Source organism: Aeromonas dhakensis, assembly GCF_000820305.1.
GTDB lineage: Bacteria > Pseudomonadota > Gammaproteobacteria > Enterobacterales > Aeromonadaceae > Aeromonas > Aeromonas dhakensis.
This window is the reverse complement of record NZ_CDBH01000044.1, coordinates 172,040-191,552: the sequence shown is the minus strand read 5'-3', so window position 1 is coordinate 191,552 and position 19,513 is coordinate 172,040. Positions and strand designations below refer to the sequence as shown.

Below are 19,513 nucleotides of genomic sequence, written 5' to 3'. Positions count from 1 at the left end.
GGGGTAAATCCAGCGCCTTGTAGCAGAATTTTATGTTGCGATTAGGTGTATGTGATATAGATCTTGCAATTCGCCTGTATTAATCGCTGTTTATTTTAATTTTCGCGAGATAATCGGCTTTCATGCTGCGGTCGTTCCTGGCGTGATGGGCGAGGGTGAAGACCAGCAGCGCCGAGATGCGGTGTTCCACGGTGCGCTGATCCAGAAAGGGGTCCGGCTCGTCGTCATCGAACCCGAACAGGGGGCGGCTCGGGGTCACTCTGACCGCATCTCGTTGCAGGGTCAACTCGTTGACCTCAAGCCACTGATAACCTTCGGCTTGCGCCATTTCGCCCGCCCGTTTCAGCACATACTTGCGGGCGGTTTCCCGGCTCACCAGATCGTTGCCGACAAACTCCAGCTGCCACTTGTCCGGCCCGAGCCGAGTCTGGGAGAAGCCGGTCTGGCCATTCCAGAACGAGGGTTCGCTGTGATAGGGGGTGGCACAGCCAACCAGCAGGGCAGTGCAGAGGCAGATCAGCAGCAGGGCGGGAACAGAGGGACGGGGAGAGGGCATCTCGATCACCGGTTGGCAGCAGAGGGCTTCACTACAGCACAAAGCCATGGAGGGCACAAACGGTTGGTCGTTTCCTGCGGTGGCGCGCCTGAAAGAAAAAAGGCCTTGTCGTTTGACAAGGCCTTTCTCGGGGAATGATGGTCGGCGTGAGAGGATTTGAACCTCCGACCCCTGACACCCCATGACAGTGCGCTACCTGACTGCGCTACACGCCGACGAAGTCAGTCTGAGCTGACGGGGGCTGAGTTTATGGAGATGGACCCGACCTGTCAACAAGGAAACCGCGGTGGCGGTGCGTTCGCCTGCTTTGCGAACAATCGGCGCTCAAAGTGCCGCCACTTGCCCAAAATCCGCTCATGACGGGGTTGAGAACCGCTTAAAGCAAGCAGGCCGCCCGGGTGGGCGGCCTGTGATGGCGCTGTGGTGACGGTGGCACCGATTGGGAGGGATCAGCGGTTGAAGGTGAGCCGCTTGCCCAGCACCTCGTTGGTGACCTGACCGTTTTGCCAGGCGATCTGGCCGTTGACCAGGGTCATCTCCACCGTGCTGTGGAAACGATAGCCGTTGAAGGGCGACCAGCCGCACAGGTAGAGCAGGTTGCTGTCGTTGACCACGTAGGGCTTGCCCAGATCCAGCAGCACCAGGTCGGCGAAGTAACCCTCGCGGATGTAGCCGCGATCCTGCACCTGGAAGCGCTCGGCTACCGCGTGGGAGGTCTTCTTGACGATGGTCTCCAGCGAGAATACCCCGTTGTGGTAGAGCTCCAGCAGGGCCAGCAGGGAGTGCTGCACCAGCGGCACGCCGGACGGCGCCTTGAAGTAGCTGTTCTGCTTCTCTTCCCAGGTGTGGGGGGCGTGGTCGGTGGCGATGATGTCGAGCACGTCATTGCGCACCGCATCCAGCAGGGCGTGCTGGTCGGCGGCGCTCTTCACCGCCGGGTTGCACTTGATCTGGCTGCCCAGGGTGTCGTAGTCCGCCTCGTTGAAGAACAGATGGTGAACGCACACCTCGGCGGTGATGTTCTTGTCCTTGAGATCCTTCAGATCCGGGGTGGCGGTAAAGAGCGACAGCTCTTTCGCCGTGGTCAGGTGCAGCACGTGCAGCTTGGCGCCGTACTGCTTGGCCAGGGAGACCGCCAGGCTGGAGGATTTGTAGCAGGCGTCGGCGCTGCGGATGCGGCCATGCTCGCGCATCGGCACATCTTCGCCCCACTTGGCGCGGGCTTCGTCTTCCAGCACCTTGATGGTGGGGGTGTCCTCGCAGTGGGTGACGATCATCACCGGACTCTCGCGGAAGATGGCGGCCAGGGTCTCCTGGTTGTCCACCAGCATGTTGCCGGTAGAGGCACCCATGAAGATCTTGATGCCGCAGGACTGCTTGGGATCGAGCTTCTTGATCTCTTCCAGGTTGTCGTTGGTGGCGCCGAGGTAGAAGCTGTAGTTGGCGGCGGAGGAGTTGGCGGCTATCTGGTATTTGGCTTCGAGGGCATCGAGGGTGGTGGTCTGGGGATTGACGTTGGGCATTTCCATGAAGCTGGTGGTGCCACCGGCCACGGCGGCCCGGGATTCACTGGCGATGGTCCCCTTGTGGGTCAGCCCCGGCTCCCGGAAATGGACCTGATCATCGATCATTCCTGGGATGAGGTGACGGCCCGCGGCATCGATCACCACTGCATCGGGGGCACTGATATCCGGGGCGATGCGGGCAATCCGTTCCCCCTCGATCAGCACGTCGGAGGCATAGATGCGGCCTTCGTTGACCAGGGTGGCATTCTTGATAAGCAATTTGTTCATGGGGGGTTCCAGTTCCTTTGCCGATAATCGCGGGTCATAATAGCGCAAACCGCCCTTTCTCTGTAGCAAGGCCTGACTGATGAAGTTATTTGTAAAAGATTTGACCGTGATCGACTCCAGCTACCTGTGCGAACGCCGCGGTATGGTGGGGGAGAGCTGGCTGGTGGACATCGAAATGAGCGGCGAGCTCAACGAGATGAGCATGTTGCTGGACTTCGGCCGGGTCAAGAAACTGATCAAGTCGATCATCGACGACGAAGTGGATCACAAGCTGCTGGTGCCGACCGAGTGCCCCCTGGTGCAGGTGGCCCAGCTGGACGGTGACGAGAGCACCGTCGATCTGCTGAGGCCCGGTCGCTCCATCCACCTGCGCTGCCCGAGCCAGGGCTTCGCCTTCATTCCGGCGCCCCAGGTGGACAAGGAGTCCGTCACCCGCTATCTGCTGGCGGTGCTGGCCAAGCGGTTGCCGGGCAACATCAAGGACTTGTCGCTGACCCTGCGCCAGGAGGCCATCGACGGCGCCTTCTACCACTACAGCCACGGCCTCAAGAAGCACGACGGCAACTGCCAGCGCATCGCCCACGGCCACCGCTCTCCCATCGAGATCCACGTGGACGGCGAGCGCGACCAGGAGCTTGAGCTCAACTGGGCCGAGCGCTGGGCCGACATCTATCTGGGGACCGACGAGGATCGGGTGGCCCTCGGCGAGCTCGCGTTGAGCGAGCAGGCCAAGGCCATCCTGCAAGAGGCCGGCGAACACTACGTCGGTTTCAAGTATGTGGCGCCGCAAGGGCTGTTCCAGCTGGCCATGCCGGCGGCGGAGGTGGAGATGATCGACACCGACACCACCATCGAGCTGCTGGCCCACTACATCGCCCGCGAGGTGAAGAAGAGCGTGGGCGACAAGTTCATCAAGATTGTCGCCTATGAAGGGGTGGGCAAGGGCGCCATCGCCTACGCCTGATCCCGCGCCGCTTGCCAGTAAAAAACAAGGCCCCGCATCTGCGGGGTCTTGTCGTTGCCGGGGTTGGCGTGGGCGTCAGGCGCTGAGCCTAAAGCGCTTGACCAGGCTCTCCTGCTGCTCGGCCAGCGAGTCGAGCTGCTGGCTGGTCTCGGCCACCCGCTCGATCCCCTGGTAGTTGAGATCCGAGATATCGGAGATGCGGTTGAGGTTGGTGGCGATGTCGGCGCTGGTGGCCTGCTGCTGCTCGGCGGCAGAGGCGATCTGGCTCGACATGTCGCTGATGAGCACCACTATGCCCTGCACCTCCTCCATGGCGTTGTTGGCGTGGGAGCTCTGATCCATGCAGCTGTCCATCTCGCGGGAGCACTCCTGCATCACGGTCACCGCCTTGGCGACCCCCTGCTGCAGGTTCTCGATCATGGTCTGGATCTCGCTGGTGGACTGGGCGGTGCGCCCGGCCAGGCTGCGCACCTCGTCGGCCACCACCGCAAAGCCGCGCCCCTGCTCGCCGGCCCGGGCCGCTTCGATGGCGGCATTGAGGGCCAGCAGGTTGGTCTGCTCGGCGATGCCGCGAATGACGTCGAGGATGTTGCCGATCTGGCCGCTCATGGCACTCACGTCGCCAATCACCTTGCCGGTCTGCTGCAGCTTGCCCGCCAGCTGATGGGTGGTGGTGATGTTGCCGGCCATCACCTTGCGGCCGGTCTCGGAGGCTTTCTCCACGTCCATCACCCGCTCCAGGGTCTGGTTGGCGGCCTGGGCCACCTCGCGTACCGAGGCCTCCATCTGGGTCATGGCGGCGGCGACCGAGGCGGTCTCCTGGCGCTGTTTCTCCAGATCAGCCCGCACCGATTCGGTGGTGTGGCGGTTGTCATGGGCGGCGTTGTTGAGCTGGTTGGAGGCCTGGGAGAGCTGGCTCAGCACCTCGCCCATCTGCTCGATCAGCAGGTTGACCTGGCTGCCGAGCCGGCCGAATTCGTTGTTGCTGCGAAAACCGATGCGCTGGGTCATGTCGCCCTGGGTCACCTCGGTCAGCACCCGCAGCAGCTCCTTGAGCGGACGGCGAATGGCCTTGCCGAGGGTGTAGGCCACCAGGATGGCGATGGTGATGGCGATGACCAGCGCCACCCCCTGGGTGAGGGTGCTCTGGGTCTGCACCTTGCCGGAGGCGCGGATGCTGTTGTTCATCAGCTGCTGGCTCTGGGCGGTGATCTGCTCGAGCTTGCTCTGGATGTTGACGATGAGCTTGCCGGCCTGCTTGCTCTGCTCGCGCATCCGCTCCTGCTGCTGCATCAGCGCCAGGTACTGGGCCAGCACGCCGTCGCTGGCGGTGGTGTCGCGCACGAAGCCGTGCACGTAGTGGCCCATGTTGTTGTCGAACTCCTTGAGCTCCCCCTGCAGATCCTTGATGGTGCTGTTGAAGCCCTCGATCTGCATCTTGTTGCGCTTGAGCGCCGCCTCGATGGGGGCGGGTATGCTCTGGTTGAGGGCATCCATGGTGGAGAGTTCAATGGCGGAGAGCTTGGTGGTCAGGGTCTCGGAGAGCATCTTGATGAAGCTGTCGTCGATGGTGATCATCATGTCTCCCAGGTTCTTCTTGAACTGGGGCAGGCTGACCTGGAACTGGCCCTTGGCCTGGTTCACCTTGTAGAGCCGGGTGAGCAGGGCCTGGTGTTCGGTGGGCAGGGTCTCGGTCAGCTGCAGGTAGTCCTTGACCAGCTGGTTGAGCGCGCCGAGCTCACTCTGCAGCTCCGGGTGTTCCGCCGCCTGTTGGGCGAGGGTGGCGAGGGTCTTGTCGACCTGCGCCTTGGCCTGCTGCAGCTCGGCCACTTCGGCCGGGATCTGCTTGAGATCCTGCTCGGTCAGCACGTCGGTGAGCCACTTGTTGGCGCTGAGCAGGCTGATCTGGGTCTGGCTGCTGGCGATCACCAGCGGCATGGTCTGCCGGGTGACCTGATCCAGCGCCTGATTGAGCTCGCTCTGGCTGCGGAAGGTGAGTACCGAGGTGGCCGCCATCACGGCCACCAGGATGGCAAAGCCAAGATAGACCCTCTGCAAGATGGAGAGGTCTGACATTGTTTGTTTCATTATTGTCCCGCTGTATATGCAAAAGTCCCTTGCCTGAATACCCCGTCCATTTGATACCCTGCTACCACTGTGGGCGAGCAACGTCGGCAGACGTCTTCCGGCTATCGGTATTTTTAACAATAACTGAAGAGAATGGGACAACGGCTGTGTCAAATATCGGCTTGTGTCACACTTGCCGGGCCTCGATGACGGGCGTTGGAACCGCTTGAGACAGGCATTGAATTTTCTTTTTCATATAAAGGAGTTATCCATGGCGCAAGAAACCATTTTCAGCAAAATCATCCGCAAAGAGATCCCCGCCGACATCCTTTATCAAGACGACCTGGTGACCGCCTTTCGCGACATCCAGCCCAAGGCCAAGACCCATATCCTGATCATCCCCAACGTGCTGATCCCCACCGTCAACGACGTGGAGCCGGATCACGAGCTGGCGCTGGGCCGGATGTTCACCGTGGCCCGCAAGCTGGCCAGCGAGGCGGGCATTGCGGAGGATGGCTATCGCCTCATCATGAACTGCAACCGCCACGGCGGGCAGGAGGTCTACCACATCCACCTGCATCTGGTCGGCGGCCAGCCGCTGGGACCCCTGCTCAGCCTGTGATGCCGCGCCTGCCGCTGGCCGGCCTGCTGCTGGCCGGTTCCCTGCTGGGGGGCTGTGCCTCCCACTGGCAAGACATGTTCGTCTCCTATTCCGATCAGATGGTGCCGCTGCGCAACCAGCTGCTGCTGGGCCATGCCGCCGAGGCGTTGCCCGAGGTGCGTGACTCCACGCCGGGGGACGATACCTATGTGCTGGACCGGCTCGAGCAGGGGCGCATCGCCTGGCTGGCGAGTCAGGATGCCGCCAGCAAGCAGGCCTTTGCCGCCGCCGACAGCCGGCTGGCGTGGGAAGACAATCAGGCCGAGTACCGGGTCAGCCAGGGGCTGGCCCAGGCGGGCAGCCTGCTTACCAATGACCAGACCATGGCCTACCGGGCGCCCGATTACGAGCGCACCATGCTGCACCACTATCTGGCTCTCAACTACTTGCAGCGCGGGGATGCCGAGGGCGCGCTGGTGGAGGTGCGCCGCGCCAACCAGGTGCAGGAGCAGGCCCTCAAACGGCGGGCCGACGAGGTGCGCAAGGCAAAGCAAAAGAGCGAAGAGGCCGAGGCGGATACCGCAACTGAAGGGGAGATGCGCCAGCTGATGTCGCGCGGCGCCCCCGAGCTCGACCGGCTGATCGGGCGGGTCAAGAACGGTTTTCAGAACGCCTACACCTTCTATTTCTCCGGCGTGCTCTATGAGGCGGCCGGCGATCTCAACGATGCCTGGGTCGACTATCAGCGTGGTTACCAGATAGCGCCGGACAACCGGAGCCTGCAGGATGCCTTGCTGCGCCTGGCTGTGCTGCGGGGCGCCGCGGACGAGATCCGCGAGACCGAGAAAAAGGTGGGCCGCAAGGCACCGCCCCTGGCCAAGGATCAGGGCCAGCTGGTGGTGCTGTTTGAAGATGGGTTGATCCCGGCACGGCGCGAGCTGTTCCTGCCGCTGCCCATCGCCACCTCCGGCGGCGATTTTCGCACCTTTACCGTCGCCATCCCCTATTACGATAATCGGGCCACCGACACAGGGCCGCTCACGGTCTCGGTGGGCAAGCGGGTCGAGCAGACCAGCGAGCTGGTCAGGCTGGAGGCGCTGGCGGCCAAAGATCTGCAGGAGCGGCTGCCCGGCATGCTGACCCGCCAGGCGCTGCGGCTGGTGGCCAAGGAGCAGGTGCGGCGCACCGCCGCCAAGGAGGGGGGCGATGTGGGCAACATTCTGGTCGGCATCTTCAATACCCTCTCGGAGCGGGCTGACACCCGCAGCTGGCTGACGCTGCCGGCCCAGGCAGCGAGCTGGCAGGGGATGCTGCCGGCGGGCGAGGTGAAGCTCACCTTGGGGGCGGGGGCAGCCCAGCGGCAATTGCCGCTCACCATTCACCAGGGACGCACCACCCTGGTGTGGGTGCAGCGGCTCGGTGCCGGGCTGACGACGCGGGTGATGCCGCTGTAACGGCGAACGATGGCAATACACATGAGTGACCGGTCGGGCCCCTCGGGGTCGCCGGCAAGGAGAGCAAGATGAAAGCACACGGGTTGGCTCTGGGCCTGGTTCTGCTGCTGGCAGGCTGCACCACCAATACCTCCGGCGTGGCGCTCTATGGAGCACCGGGCTCCGCACCAGTGGCGGAGCAGCATCAAAACGTCAATGTCACCCTGACCGAGCTCAGCCGGCGCGAACAAAACGGCCTGCTGCAGGTCAATGTGGCGGCGGCCAGCACCCAGCGCGGCGACAACAAGCTGCAATACCTGTTCTATTGGTATGATGAGGCGGGGCAGGAGGTCGCCAGCGATGGCCGCGGCTGGACGCCGCTCAAGCTGCACGGCTATCAGACCCGCACCCTCTCTGCCCTGGCGCCGAGCCCGGCCGCCCGGGGCTACCGGATTTACGTACGCGAAGTGATTGAGGAATCCTACTGATGAAAATGAATCATGCCCTGCTGATATTGACCGGCGCCCTGCTGCTGGGCGGCTGCTCCAGCACCACCGTCAGCTATGGCGATCCGACCGAAACCGAGACGGTGACCGTCGATTACGGTTCAAGCGATCTGCAGGCCATCGCCGACAAGATGGCGGATTCCATGCTGGCATCGCCGGCCACCAGCGAGATCACCGCCGGCGGCCGTCCGGTGATGTTCATGGACTCCATCCGCAACAAGACCTCCGAGCACATCGACACCGAGGCCATCACCGACACCATCCGCACCAAGCTGCTGCGCGCCGGCAAGTTCCGCTTCGTCGACATGAGCAAGGTGGCGGCGGTCAAACAGCAGCTCGAATACCAGCAGAGCAGCGGCATGGTGGATCCCGCCTCCATGGTGCGCCTGGGCAAGCAGACCGGCGCTCGCTACATGGTCTATGGCAACCTCGCCAGCATCGTCAAGGACAACGGCAAGGTGAAGGATGTCTACTACCAGATGACCATGAACCTGATGGATCTGCAAAACGGCGAACTGCTGTGGGCCGATCAGAAAGAGATCCGCAAGCAGGCCAAGAAGTCCACCTTTGGCTGGTAAGTCGAAAGAGTCCTCTCTGGCGGCCGCCGAGCGCGCCCTGCTGGCCCGCCTGCCGCCACCCTGGCGCTCGGGCCGGCTGGAGCCATTGGCCAGCGGCCTGACCAACTGCAACTATCGACTGCGCCTCCCCTCGGGGCGCAGTCACTTTTTGCGCCAGGGCCACCCCGATCCGGTGCGCCTTGGCATCGACCGGGCCACCGAATGGCAGCTCTATCAGGGGGCCGTGGGGCAGGGGCTGGCCTTGCCCTGCCATCACAGCGATCCCGCCACTGGCCTGATGCTGCTGGACTGGTGCGACGAGCCGAACTGGCTGGCGGCGCCGCCCCCGGCTGCGTTGCAGCCAGCGCTGCTGGCCGGGGTGCTGACGCGGCTGCACCGGTTGCCGGTGCCGAGAGTGGTGATGGCGGTGCGGGCCCACAGCGCCGGTTATCGTGGCCGGCTGGCCCGGGTGCCGACCTGGTTGCCTGCGCTGGAGCGGGGGCTGCTGGCCAGCCGCGAGCCCGCCGATTGCTGGCTCCCTTGCCATCATGATCTCAATCCGGCTAATTTGTTGGGGAGCCGGCCCTGGGTCATCGACTGGGAGTATGGCGCCGCCGGGCATCCCGGTTTCGAGGTGGCCAGCATCCAGCGCACCCACAACTGGCAGGAGGCCCAGCGCGAGGCGCTGGAGCAGGCCTACTGCGAGCGGGCTGGGGCGCAGGTCGGCCCACGCGGCTTTCAGAGCCGGGCCTTTTTGCCCTGGGTCGACTACATAGGGCTGCTGTGGGCGCTGCTGATGGCCGAGCAGCAACCGGGGCCCGACTATCAGGCGCTGATCGATCTCAACCGGCAGCGGCTGGAGTAGAGGGTCAGGCATTGTGAATCATCCGTATCGACAACCCTGTTTCATCAACATTGGAGCCCTGCATGGTGACCACCTTTTCCTGGCGCAAGCCCAGTAGCTGGAGTCTGCTGCTGCTCTGTCTGCTGCTGGCCGGATGCTCCACCCGGGTCGTCTATTACTGGCTCGACGTGGCCATCGTCTGGCAGCTGGACGACTACTTCTCGTTGGATCGCAGCCAGAAGCGCCTGCTGGACAACGAAGTGAAGGGGCTGATGGCTTGGCACCGCCAGCATGAGGTGCCGCGCTACGCCAAGGATCTCGATGCGCTGGCTAAGGCGGTGGCGAGCCCCATGACCCCGGCCCAGGTCTCCCGCCATCTGGATGCGGCCCAGCAGAGCCTGACCCGTACCCTGGAGGACACGGTGCCGCGGGCGGTGCGGCTGGCGCGCACCCTGACCGAGGCGCAGGTGGCCATGTTCATGAAGGACAGGCTCACCCGCCAGGCCGAGCGGGAAAAGGAGTTTGCCGACAAGCCCAGGGAGGAGATGCTCAAGGAGTTTCGCGACAAGATGAACGAGCGGCTGGTGTTCTGGATTGGCGAGGTGAAGCCGGCCCAGGCCCCGCTGGTGGCCCAGTGGGCCCAGTGGCAGTACGAGCTGCAGGCCCCCTGGCTTGAGTTTCAGACCGCCTGGACCAAGGAGCTGGATCGGCTGATGAAGCAGCGCCAGAGCCAGGACTTCGGCGCCCAGCTCACCGCCCTGCTGCAACAGGGGGATGGCCTGATGGATGGCCGCTTCACCGGCTACACCGATCAGTCGCGCCAGCGCACCGTCAATTGGCTGAGCGATCTCAGCCAGTCGCTGGACATCTCCCAGCGGGCCCACCTCTACAGCCTGCTCAAGGGTTATGCCCGCGATTTCAGGCAGATGTCTCAGGGGTAATGGTTGCGGCCAACCGGTGGGGAAGGGGGTTGGCGACCCCCTTCATCCTTGTTCCAACGGGCCCCCTGTGGTAGTTTTCCCTTTCTGTTATGCGGGAATTAACTTTTTGAACCTGATCGACAAAGTGAAACTGGCGCTGATGACCCTGCTCATCTCCCTCGCTCTGTTGTTCTCCACTCTCTCGGTGGAGGGGTTTTCCCTGCCCGTATCCCAGCATCACGTCCAACATGGTCAGTTGATGGATGACGCCGCGGCACCGTCCGACGCAGGCCAGGTGAGCCACAGTGCCAGCGACAGCGATGACGGCATCGTCAAGTTTGTCAGCTCCCACCAGAATCACCTGCTGCGGCTCGAGCACTCCCTGCGCAGCGATCATCAGCCCGGCAACGTGGTGTACGAGCTTGTCACCAGTTGGTCCCAGCAGGCGATCCTGCTGCTGCTGTGCGGCCTGCTGTTCTATACCGCCCTCTTCTATCGCAAGCACAGTTTCCGCGATCGGTTTGCCACCATCCATCGGCACCGGTTGCAGCGCCAGCACCTGCAATACCGTTTCTGTCAGAGTTACCTCGCCTGATCCCGATGGGGTCCGGTCCTTCATACCACCTCATCGCCGCCTGATGCCTGCTCACCGCGCGTGAACGGGTCACTGTCTCATTCCTGTTTTTTTGCGTGCCGCCAGCGTGGCGAGTGCGCCGCCTTCTCCTGACAGAGGCTGATTTCATGAGAAAAAAGAGTCGTATCACCCTGAACCGCATGAACATGTGGCAGTACGCCCTGCTGCTGCTCATGCTGCTCACCTTTACCTTTTACTCCCTGCCCACCTTCTTCGGTGAGCAGCCCTCCCTCGGTTTGCACGGCCAGACCAGCCTGACCGAGGCGCAGCGTACCCTGCTGGCCGACAACCGCATCGAGCCGCAGAAGCTGGTGCAGCAGGGCGAGCGGGTCGAGCTGGTGTTTGCCAGCCAGGCCGAGCAGCAGCGCGCCAAGCAGCTGCTGGAGCAGCAGGGCTATGACAGCTCGGCGCTGACCCTGGAGTTCTACTCCAACGCCCCGGGCTGGATCAGCCAGCTCGGCGCCGCCCCCATCAAGCTCGGGCTGGACTTGCGCGGCGGCTCCCAGCTGCTGATCGGGGTCGATCTGAGCTTCGTTATCGACAACCAGACCAAGAACCTGGTGGACATGCTGCGTACCCAGTTTCGCGAGGCGCGCCTGCGCGGCGCCAATGTGGCCCGGGTGAGCGAAGGGGAGGTGAGGGTGACCCTGCCTGAGGTGGCCGATCAGGCGCCCTGGCTCACCATCATCAAGGATTCCGCCGGCACCCGCCAGGATCAGTGGACCCTCAAGCGCAGCGGCAACGAGCTGCGGCTGGTGATGAGCGAGGCCGAGCGCACCCTGCTGGCCAACAACGCGGTGACCCAGAACCTGTCGATCCTGAAAAAGCGGATCAACGAGCTCGGCATCGTCGAGGCCTCGGTACAGCGCCAGGGCCAGGACGGCATCCGCATCGAGCTGCCGGGGGTGCACAATCCCAAGCAGGCGAAAGAGGTGATCGGGGCCACCGCCTCGCTGGCCTTCTACGAAGCCCAGGCCGACAGCCGCTTCTTCATGGCGGATCGCAGCGGCCAGGCGATTGGCTTGGCTCGCAAGCCGGTGCTGACCGGTGAGCACATCGTCGATGCCCGCGCCAACATGGGTGAGATGGGGCAACCCCAGGTCAACATCGTGCTCGACAGTCTGGGCGGCAGCAAGATGAACCAGTTCAGCCGCCAGCACGTGGGCAAGCCGATGGCCACCGTCTTCACCGAGTACAAGACCAACGCCCAGGGCAAGTTGCGGGCCCAGAGCGAGGTGATCAATGTCGCCACCATCCAGACCGCCCTTGGCAACCAGTTCCGCATCACCGGGATTGGCAGCGTACCGGAAGCCCAGGAGCTGGCCATGCTGCTGCGCGCCGGCGCCCTCACCGCGCCCCTCAAGATCCTGGAAGAGCGCAGCATAGGCCCGACCCTGGGTCTGCAGAACATAGAGGCGGGCTTCACCGCGCTGGCGTTTGGCATGGCGGGCATGATGCTGTTCATGATGGCCTGGTATCGCAAGTTCGGCTGGGTCGCCATCACGGCACTCATCGCCAACCTCTTGATGCAGGTGGGCATGCTGGCGGTGCTGCCGGGGGCCGTGCTGACCCTGCCGGGGATCGCCGGTCTGGTACTCACCGTCGGCATGGCGGTGGATACCCATGTGCTCATTTTTGAGCGGATCAAAGACCGGTTGCGGGAAGGGGGCTCGCTGGCCAACGCCATCGACTTTGGTTACCGCTCGGCGTTTCGCACCATCTTCGATGCCAACATCACTACCCTGATCTGCGCCGTGGTGCTCTATGCCATCGGCTCCGGGCCGCTGCAGGGCTTCTCCATCACCCTGATCCTGGGCCTTATCTCCAGCATGGTGACCGGCATCTGGGGCACGCGCGCCATCATCAACCCCCTGTGGGGCAAGAGCAGCGCCAAGCTGCTGAGGGTGTGACCATGACGGATCACCACCTGTGTCATCGCGCCGCGCGTTCGAGCCTGCTCCGCGCCCGCGCCATGGGCTTCCCTGCGGGAAGCCAGAGCCATCTGCTGTCGAGGGAAGAAGAATGCTGAGAATGATCATTGCCATGGGGCTGACCCGCTGGCGTTACATCGGCCTGTGGGCCTCCGTGCTGCTGACCGTGGCGAGCATCGCGGTGCTCGCCATCAACGGCCTCTCCCTCGGTCTCGACTTTACCGGGGGCATCCTGCTGGAGTTTCGCATCCAGACCCTGAAGGAGGCCCATGAGCTCAACGCCCTGTTGACGGCTCCCCTGGCGGGCGTAGTCGAGCTGCATGGCGCCGGCGTGCCCGGCGAGTGGCTGATAAAGCTGCCACCCCACGAGCTGCCCTGGCCGGCCGAGGAGCTGGCGGTGATGCTGGGCCAGCAGCTCAACCTGCCGGTGGAGCTGCTGCGCACCACCATCGTTGGCCCCCAGGTGGGCGCCGAGCTGTTCCAGCAGGGGATGCTGGCGGTGCTGGTGGCCTCCTTGGCCATCTCCGCCTACCTGGCGGTACGCTTCGAGTGGCGTCAGGCCATCGGCATCCTGGTGTCGGTGCTGCACGACGGTCTGGTGGCGCTGGGGCTGTTGGCGCTGTTCAACATCGAGTTCGATCTCAACGTCATCGCCGGCCTGATGGCGGTGATCGGCTACTCCCTCAACGACAGCATCGTCATCTCCGACCGCTTGCGGGACCTGCTCAGCTCGCGCACCCAGATGGGGATCCACGACTGCTCCGACGTGGCCATCAAGGCCACCTTCAGCCGTACCATGATCACTTCGGGTACCACTCTGTTCACGGTGGGGGCCCTGCTGCTGTTCGGCGGTGACGCCCTCTACGGTTTCTCCTTCACCCTGTTCGCCGGCATCCTGGTGGGCACCATCTCCTCCATTACGGTGGCCTCCACCGTGCAGGAGTTGCTGGGGCTCACGCCGCAGGCTTACCAGAAAAAAGAAGAGGAGCTGGCGGAGGCGGCGTGACCTTTATCGACGGCCACCAAACTGCGGGCCTGCCGGGTCATCCCGAGTGGATATAAGTAGCGAGAAGGAAGACGACATGTCTTCCTTCTTTTTTATTGGCTGGCCGGCACAGTCGTATCCTCGTAGCCGGGTCTTTTTCGCATTCACATTCAGCCAGCGAGGTTATTTTCGGGCCTGGATCTGACCATCGGCAGCGGGTGAAACGCGAGGGCTGACAGCAGTGACAGATGTGCAAGGAAGCGCACATTTTACGGGCCATCCGGAGGTTGCCCATCGTCTACACTGCAATGGAGTTTATTAACGGAGTATGCCTTTATGAACATTGCTCGCCGGCTTCAACTCATTGCCCTGCTGGTTATGCTGGCCCTGACCTTTCTCAGCTGGTTCAGCATCAATCGACTCTCTGCTGCCGACACTGATCTCGGTTATGTCACCGACAATACGGTGCCCAGCATCTCCCTCATCAAACAGGTACAAGCCGATTTTTACGCATTGCATGCCTTGATCCAGACCCATGTGCTCAATACCGACAACAGCAAGATGAATCAGATTGAGACGGGCATTGCAGATCTGCGTACTGAAATCCGCTCTCTGTTGCAAAAATACCAAGCAGAGATGCTCTCCAATGAAGAGGATCGGCAACTGACGACGGATGATCAGCGCATCATCGAGCAATATTATCAGGAGATAGAAAAGGTCCTGATATTGTCTCGCGATAATAAAAACACCGAGGCCAGAGACTTTATCGCCAGCAATGTCATGCCACTGTTCGAACAGTTTTCCAAGGCCATAGATAAGCATGTGAAATTCAACATTGATTTGGGGGCTGCAGTCAAACTGCAGGGTGAAAAGAACTACGACAATAGCCTCCAGACCATGCTGTTTATTTCTTGTGGTACCGGAATATTGACCCTGGTGCTGTTTATCTGGTTGTTCAGACAGGTCGCCAATCCACTGCGGCTGGCAATGGCGACGCTCTCCGATATTCAGCACAATTTGAACTTTACCTTGCGGGCCAAGGTGGCCCAGCAAGATGAGATTGGCCTGACCCTCTCGGCCGTTAACCGTCTGCTGGACACCTTGCAGCAAACCTTTACCGAGTTTTCAGTGGGCAGCCTGCAGATAAAGAGCACGGCCGAGTCGCTCTCCCAGGCGGCTCATCACCTTGCCTCGTCGGCGAGCCAGGCCAACGATGCCACCAGTCTCATTGCCGCCGGGGTGGAAGAGATGACGGTGAGCATCACGGATATTTCCCAGCGAACCCAGGAGGCCAGCCGCATCACCAATGAATCCGGCAAGCTCGCCAGCGATGGGGGGACCACGATAGACAGAACGGTGAAAGCCATCAACGAGATCGCAGAGGCCATTCGTCAGGCTTCCAGTGAAGTGTCGGCATTGGGTGATGGCATTTCCCGGATCGGTGGCGTGGTGAACGTGATCAGCGATGTGGCGGGGCAGACCAACTTGCTGGCGTTGAATGCGGCCATTGAAGCCGCGCGAGCGGGTGAACAGGGTCGAGGTTTTGCCGTGGTGGCTGACGAGGTGCGCAAACTGGCGGAGCGGACGGCCCAATCGACCAGGGAGATCTCGGAGACGGTGGAGGCGATTCAACAGGGCTCCCAGCTCACGGTGACCAAGATGGTTCAGGTGGAAGAGAAAGTGGCGCAGGGGGTGGCCATGGCCACTGAAAGCGGGGAGATCATTACCCAGATCCGTCATGCTTCCCATCGCGTCATGGATCAGGTCGGTGAGATCACCATCGCGATTCGCGAACAGAGCTCGGCGGCGGAGTCCATTGCCCATCAGGTGGAGCAGATTGCCCAGGTCGTCCAACAGACCAGCAGCACGGCGGAAGAGACATCGGCTGCGGCGGAAGAGTTGAATGTGACCACCGAGAATATTCACCAGCAGATCTCTCGTTATCGCATTCAGTGATCACTATGGGTGCCAGCTCCCCGCCACATGGCGGGGATTTTTTTATGGGTCAGAAACCTGACCCCGGTTGCAGCAGGAAGTCGGTCTCTTCCGCTGTGCTCGCGCGGCCCAGGATGGCGTTGCGGTGGGGGAAGCGGCCAAAACGCTCGACGATCACCTGATGGCGGCGGGCAAAGTCGGCAAAGCCGGCGAAGGTTTCCCGCGCCGGGCCGTCAGCCTGTTCAGCCGCCAGTCCCTCGAACAGGGTCACGCTTCTGGCCTGCTGCTCGCGGGATTCGGCGTGTTCCAGCGGCAGGTAGAAAAAGACCCGTTCCAGCGGTGGCAGCGCCAGATCCGCTCCCAGCGAGAGCCCCTTGAGGCAGAGATCCCGCGCCTTGGCATCCTGGGCAAAGGCGGCTGGGGTGCCGCGGTGGATGTTGCGCGGCAGCTGGTCCAGCAGCAGGATCAGGGCCAGCCGGCCCTCGGCCGCCTCGGCCCAGTGGGCGAGCTCGCCGGCGGCGGCTGCTGAGGCCTGGTCACCGAAGCGACTGGCGAGCAGGGCGTCGGTGTCGCTGTTTTTGCCCCACCAGAGGGGCGCTTGGCGTTTGGCGCGGGTGACGTCGTCACTCTCTTCGCCAAACCAGAATGTGAGCAGCGGTTGCCAGGGTTGCATGGAACACTCCTTGGGCCTGCGGGCACCGGATGAAACAAGGCCAAATGACCCTGATGTGGTTGCTGCCGAACGGGCGGCTTCTGGTTACACTGTGCCATCTTTTCCCGCAATAGGGATCCCCCTTCGGCCGGCATCGCTCTCGACATCGGCAGTTGCCGCCGGTGAACCGTGGGACCCTGACTACCCTGATGAGGATTTTCTGATATGGCCGGAACCAGTTTATTGGCCCTGCTCGACGATATTGCCAGCGTACTCGATGACGTAGCGTTGATGACCAAGGTGGCGGCGAAGAAGACCGCCGGGGTCCTGGGGGACGATCTGGCCCTCAACGCCGAACAGGTCTCCGGGGTGCGCGCCGAGCGGGAGCTGCCGGTGGTGTGGGCGGTGGCCAAGGGGTCGTTTCGCAACAAGCTCATTCTGGTGCCTGCCGCCATCGCTATCAGCGCCCTGGTGCCCTGGCTCATCACCCCGCTCCTGATGCTGGGGGGCGCCTACCTCTGTTTCGAGGGGGCCGAGAAGCTGGCCCACAAGTTTCTGCCCCATGAGGCGAGCGAGGGGGAGGCGAATACCGCACCCATTCCCGATGATTTGGTTGCCTTCGAGCAGCAGAAGGTGAAGGGGGCCATTCGCACCGATTTCATCCTCTCGGCCGAGATCATCGTCATCGCCCTCGGCACCGTGCAGGGAGCCAGCCTGGCACTGCAACTGTCGGTGGTGGCGGGCATTGCCGTATTGATGACGGTGGGGGTTTACGGCCTGGTGGGGCTCATCGTCAAGCTCGACGACATCGGCCTGCACCTGCTGCAAAAGCCCGATGGTGGCGCCCTGCGCCGGGCGGTGGGGCAGGGGCTGCTGGTGACGGCGCCACGGCTGATGCACCTGCTGGCGCTGGTCGGCACCATCGCCATGTTCATGGTGGGGGGCGGCATCCTGGTGCATGGTTGGCCTTTCGTGCACCACCTGATTGAAGGGACTGCCGCTGCCGTGGCCACCCTGCCTGCGGTCGGCGCCGCCCTCGCACTGGTGACGCCGACCCTGCTCAACGCCGTGGCCGGCGTGGTGGCCGGGCTGGTGCTGGTGCTGGCCATGACCCTGGTGAGCAAGCTCAAGCCCGCCAAATAGTGCCGGAGGCCTGACTGTCAGCGGGCATTTCCCGCGATAGCGGGTCATCCCGTCAGATACTGTCTCGTCTGTTGCCTCGGATGGGGGCTAGGCAAGGGCCGGCCTCCTTTCGTACTATCCGGTTGACACCCGCTCACAGAGGCGGGGTCAACCCATATGGATGCAAACAGACAAGGAACGTCATGAAACCACCCGTTTGGCAGGATGATCACATCTATGCCGCCCCCGACTGCCCGGCGATCGACGCCGACTTCCAGCGTGCCCGCGAGGCCATGAAGCGCCTGCAACCCCTGCTGGATGAACTGCCCAAGACCAACGACACCAATGCCTTGCGCCATCTGCTGCGGGCCATCCGGGCCTGCTGGCGCGAGGTACGCCTGCTGGAGTGGAACTGGCAGACCTACGGCTACAACCGGCTCAGCCGGGACGGGCGCGACGAGGCGGCCCGGCGGCTGCTCTCCCGCGGCCAGCAGTTGCAGGCAAGCCTGGCCCAGCTCTGCAAACCGGTGACCCTGTTCTGGGTGCGTGCCCCCGAGGAGCAGGTGCGTTCCCTGTTGCAGGATCCCGAGCTGTTCGAGCTCTCCTACGCCATTCGCCACGACCGGCGCCAGCGGGATCAGTGGTTGTCGCTCGAGAGCGAGCAGCTGATCGCGGGGCTGAGCGTGGACGGCCTGCAGGGGTGGGGGGATCTCTACGGTAGCCTGGTAGGAAGGCTCAGGCCGGTGGTGGAGGGGCAGCCCATGGGGCTGGCCCAGGTAGACAACCTGCTGGCCCACCCGCAGCGGTCTCGGCGCGCCGCGGCCTGGCACGCCATCCAGGCGGCTTGGGGGGCGGAGCAGGAGACGGTGGCCGCCATCCTCAACGCCATCAACGGCTGGCGCAACGAGCTGGCTCGCCAGCGCGGCAAGGAACACAAGTGGGATGCGCTCGATCTCTCCTGCCATCAGGGGCACCTGGAGCGGGCCACCCTGGAGACCCTGATGACGGCGGCCGGCGAGCACAAGGAGCTGGGGCGGCGCGCCCTGCGTGCCATGGCCTGCGCCCAGCAGATCAACGACTTCGCCCCCTGGGATCTCTATGCCCCGGCGCCTGTCGGGGCGAGCAGCCTCATCAGCTTCGAGCAGGCGCTGACCCTGGTGGCCGATGCCTTCGCCGGGTTTGATCCCGAGATGGGGGCGTTTGCCCGCATGATGGCGGCCAATGGCTGGATTGACGCCGCCCCGAGCGAACAGAGGCGCAGCGGCGCCTACAGCACCGAGTATGCCGAGCCGCCCGAGCCAAGGGTGTTTCTCACCTTCGAGGGGACCCTGGACAACGTCATCACGCTTGCTCATGAGTTGGGGCACGCCTGGCACAGCTGGCTGATGCGGGAGTTGCCGCTGGAGCAGCGTGACTACCCCAAGACGCTGGCGGAGACAGCTTCCCTGTTTGCCGAGGCGCTGGTGCGCGATGCCCTGCTGGCGGCCACCGACAACATGGAGCAGCGCCGGGCCATCGCCTGGCTGGATGGGGAGCGGGCCGCCAGCCTGCTGCTCGACGTGCCGGCCCGCTTTACCTTCGAGCGGGCCCTGGTGGCGGCGCGGGAGGAGGGCTACGTGGGGGCCGGCCAGCTGCGGCAGATGATGAAATCGGCGCAGCAGCAGTGGTATGGTGACACCCTGAGTCAATATGACGAGCTGTTCTGGGCCAGCAAGGGCCACTTCTCCATCGCCGAGCTCGGGTTCTACAACTACCCCTATCTGTTTGGCTACCTGTTCAGCCTGGGGCTCTATGCCCAGCAGGCGCGGGCGGGGCGCGAGTTCGTCCACGCCTATCGGGAGCTGCTGCGCGACACCGGCCGTATGAGTGCAGAAGAGCTGGTGGAGAAGCACCTGGGGGTCGACATTCGTGAGCCCGCCTTCTGGCAGGAGAGCCTCGATTATGTGGAAGAGGCGGTCGCCCGCCTCGAGCGGCTGGTGTAGGTAGCCCGGCCGTTTTTATCCTGGTGGCGGG

The 19,513-nt window shown here is 63.3% G+C and carries 17 protein-coding genes and 1 tRNA gene; 13 read left to right on the top strand and 5 right to left on the bottom strand.

Translation table 11 applies throughout. From position 1 onward, the window contains the following. Positions 1-79: 79 nt before the first annotated feature. The 3 genes from BN1143_RS11145 to BN1143_RS11135 all read right to left on the bottom strand — a co-directional run bounded on the left by BN1143_RS11145 (position 80) and on the right by BN1143_RS11135 (position 2,349). Positions 80-604 carry a CC0125/CC1285 family lipoprotein gene (locus tag BN1143_RS11145; protein WP_082038523.1) on the bottom strand — a complete coding sequence of 175 codons (525 nt, stop codon included), beginning with the start codon at positions 602-604 and terminating at the stop codon, positions 80-82. Between the two features lie 90 nt (positions 605-694). Next, a tRNA-Pro gene (locus BN1143_RS11140) sits at positions 695-771 on the bottom strand. A 234-nt stretch (positions 772-1,005) separates the two neighbouring features. Then, positions 1,006-2,349, bottom strand: coding sequence for a dihydroorotase (locus BN1143_RS11135; RefSeq protein ID WP_017782966.1), 1,344 nt, complete (start codon positions 2,347-2,349; stop codon positions 1,006-1,008). Positions 2,350-2,428: 79 nt separating this feature from the next. Between BN1143_RS11135 and BN1143_RS11130 the strand changes: the two genes are divergently transcribed. Next, positions 2,429-3,313: a 6-carboxytetrahydropterin synthase gene (locus BN1143_RS11130; protein ID WP_039214534.1), complete on the top strand. Its 885-nt coding sequence runs from the start codon at positions 2,429-2,431 to the stop codon at positions 3,311-3,313. A gap of 75 nt (positions 3,314-3,388) precedes the next feature. Here the strand turns inward: BN1143_RS11130 and BN1143_RS11125 are convergent, their stop codons facing one another. Continuing rightward, entirely contained in the window at positions 3,389-5,389 is a 2,001-nt protein-coding gene (locus BN1143_RS11125; protein ID WP_231555555.1) for a methyl-accepting chemotaxis protein, read from the bottom strand. 262 nt (positions 5,390-5,651) lie between these two features. On the opposite strand from BN1143_RS11125, the gene hinT reads away from it, so the two are divergent. The 10 genes from hinT (at position 5,652) to BN1143_RS11075 (ending at position 15,747) form a co-directional block, all read left to right on the top strand. Then, positions 5,652-6,002: a purine nucleoside phosphoramidase gene (gene hinT, locus BN1143_RS11120; RefSeq protein WP_010633658.1), complete on the top strand. Its 351-nt coding sequence runs from the start codon at positions 5,652-5,654 to the stop codon at positions 6,000-6,002. Then, complete coding sequence (locus tag BN1143_RS11115) at positions 6,002-7,435, top strand: COG3014 family protein (protein WP_042050657.1); 1,434 nt, start codon at positions 6,002-6,004, stop codon at positions 7,433-7,435. The genes hinT and BN1143_RS11115 overlap by 1 nt, the downstream gene beginning before the upstream one ends. A gap of 68 nt (positions 7,436-7,503) precedes the next feature. Next, entirely contained in the window at positions 7,504-7,902 is a 399-nt protein-coding gene (locus tag BN1143_RS11110) for a YcfL family putative periplasmic lipoprotein (RefSeq protein WP_042050656.1), read from the top strand. Further along, positions 7,902-8,498, top strand: a complete 597-nt coding sequence (gene lpoB / locus BN1143_RS11105) for a penicillin-binding protein activator LpoB (protein WP_005302153.1) — start codon at positions 7,902-7,904, stop codon at positions 8,496-8,498. The genes BN1143_RS11110 and lpoB overlap by 1 nt, the downstream gene beginning before the upstream one ends. Then, on the top strand, positions 8,488-9,342 hold the full coding sequence (locus tag BN1143_RS11100; RefSeq protein WP_156141301.1) for a phosphotransferase: 855 nt from the start codon (positions 8,488-8,490) through the stop codon (positions 9,340-9,342). The genes lpoB and BN1143_RS11100 overlap by 11 nt, the downstream gene beginning before the upstream one ends. 62 nt (positions 9,343-9,404) lie before the next feature. Beyond that, complete coding sequence (locus BN1143_RS11095; RefSeq protein ID WP_042050654.1) at positions 9,405-10,262, top strand: DUF6279 family lipoprotein; 858 nt, start codon at positions 9,405-9,407, stop codon at positions 10,260-10,262. A gap of 67 nt (positions 10,263-10,329) precedes the next feature. Beyond that, positions 10,330-10,836, top strand: a complete 507-nt coding sequence (locus BN1143_RS11090; RefSeq protein WP_082038522.1) for a hypothetical protein — start codon at positions 10,330-10,332, stop codon at positions 10,834-10,836. Positions 10,837-10,982: 146 nt separating this feature from the next. Beyond that, the gene (gene secD, locus BN1143_RS11085) at positions 10,983-12,785 is read left to right on the top strand and encodes a protein translocase subunit SecD (protein WP_042050651.1); all 1,803 of its coding nucleotides are present in this window, start codon (positions 10,983-10,985) and stop codon (positions 12,783-12,785) included. A gap of 112 nt (positions 12,786-12,897) precedes the next feature. Then, positions 12,898-13,812 carry a protein translocase subunit SecF gene (secF, locus tag BN1143_RS11080; RefSeq protein ID WP_005302136.1) on the top strand — a complete coding sequence of 305 codons (915 nt, stop codon included), beginning with the start codon at positions 12,898-12,900 and terminating at the stop codon, positions 13,810-13,812. 315 nt (positions 13,813-14,127) lie between these two features. Continuing rightward, on the top strand, positions 14,128-15,747 hold the full coding sequence (locus BN1143_RS11075) for a methyl-accepting chemotaxis protein (RefSeq protein WP_017784064.1): 1,620 nt from the start codon (positions 14,128-14,130) through the stop codon (positions 15,745-15,747). Positions 15,748-15,796: 49 nt separating this feature from the next. Here BN1143_RS11075 and BN1143_RS11070 read toward each other — a convergent pair whose 3' ends face one another. Continuing rightward, positions 15,797-16,399 carry a DUF924 family protein gene (locus BN1143_RS11070; protein WP_042050649.1) on the bottom strand — a complete coding sequence of 201 codons (603 nt, stop codon included), beginning with the start codon at positions 16,397-16,399 and terminating at the stop codon, positions 15,797-15,799. 204 nt (positions 16,400-16,603) lie between these two features. Between BN1143_RS11070 and BN1143_RS11065 the strand changes: the two genes are divergently transcribed. Both BN1143_RS11065 and BN1143_RS11060 read left to right on the top strand, forming a co-directional pair. After that, positions 16,604-17,521 carry a DUF808 domain-containing protein gene (locus tag BN1143_RS11065; protein ID WP_042050648.1) on the top strand — a complete coding sequence of 306 codons (918 nt, stop codon included), beginning with the start codon at positions 16,604-16,606 and terminating at the stop codon, positions 17,519-17,521. A 182-nt stretch (positions 17,522-17,703) separates the two neighbouring features. Further along, on the top strand, positions 17,704-19,482 hold the full coding sequence (locus tag BN1143_RS11060) for a M3 family oligoendopeptidase (protein ID WP_042050647.1): 1,779 nt from the start codon (positions 17,704-17,706) through the stop codon (positions 19,480-19,482). The last annotated feature ends 31 nt before the right edge of the window (positions 19,483-19,513 follow it).

Excerpts from the sequence above, each read along its gene's own strand:
- BN1143_RS11065 (WP_042050648.1), top strand. The coding sequence starts at position 16,604 with ATGGCCGGAACCAGTTTATTGGCCCTGCTCGACGATATTGCCAGCGTA.
- BN1143_RS11060 (WP_042050647.1), top strand. The coding sequence starts at position 17,704 with ATGAAACCACCCGTTTGGCAGGATGATCACATCTATGCCGCCCCCGAC.
- BN1143_RS11130 (WP_039214534.1), top strand. The coding sequence starts at position 2,429 with ATGAAGTTATTTGTAAAAGATTTGACCGTGATCGACTCCAGCTACCTG.
- BN1143_RS11115 (WP_042050657.1), top strand. The coding sequence starts at position 6,002 with ATGCCGCGCCTGCCGCTGGCCGGCCTGCTGCTGGCCGGTTCCCTGCTG.
- secF (WP_005302136.1), top strand. The coding sequence starts at position 12,898 with ATGCTGAGAATGATCATTGCCATGGGGCTGACCCGCTGGCGTTACATC.
- BN1143_RS11075 (WP_017784064.1), top strand. The coding sequence starts at position 14,128 with ATGAACATTGCTCGCCGGCTTCAACTCATTGCCCTGCTGGTTATGCTG.
- hinT (WP_010633658.1), top strand. The coding sequence starts at position 5,652 with ATGGCGCAAGAAACCATTTTCAGCAAAATCATCCGCAAAGAGATCCCC.
- BN1143_RS11145 (WP_082038523.1), bottom strand. The coding sequence starts at position 604 with ATGGCTTTGTGCTGTAGTGAAGCCCTCTGCTGCCAACCGGTGATCGAG.
- lpoB (WP_005302153.1), top strand. The coding sequence starts at position 7,902 with ATGAAAATGAATCATGCCCTGCTGATATTGACCGGCGCCCTGCTGCTG.
- BN1143_RS11135 (WP_017782966.1), bottom strand. The coding sequence starts at position 2,349 with ATGAACAAATTGCTTATCAAGAATGCCACCCTGGTCAACGAAGGCCGC.
- BN1143_RS11110 (WP_042050656.1), top strand. The coding sequence starts at position 7,504 with ATGAAAGCACACGGGTTGGCTCTGGGCCTGGTTCTGCTGCTGGCAGGC.
- BN1143_RS11095 (WP_042050654.1), top strand. The coding sequence starts at position 9,405 with ATGGTGACCACCTTTTCCTGGCGCAAGCCCAGTAGCTGGAGTCTGCTG.
- BN1143_RS11070 (WP_042050649.1), bottom strand. The coding sequence starts at position 16,399 with ATGCAACCCTGGCAACCGCTGCTCACATTCTGGTTTGGCGAAGAGAGT.
- secD (WP_042050651.1), top strand. The coding sequence starts at position 10,983 with ATGAGAAAAAAGAGTCGTATCACCCTGAACCGCATGAACATGTGGCAG.
- BN1143_RS11125 (WP_231555555.1), bottom strand. The coding sequence starts at position 5,389 with ATGTCAGACCTCTCCATCTTGCAGAGGGTCTATCTTGGCTTTGCCATC.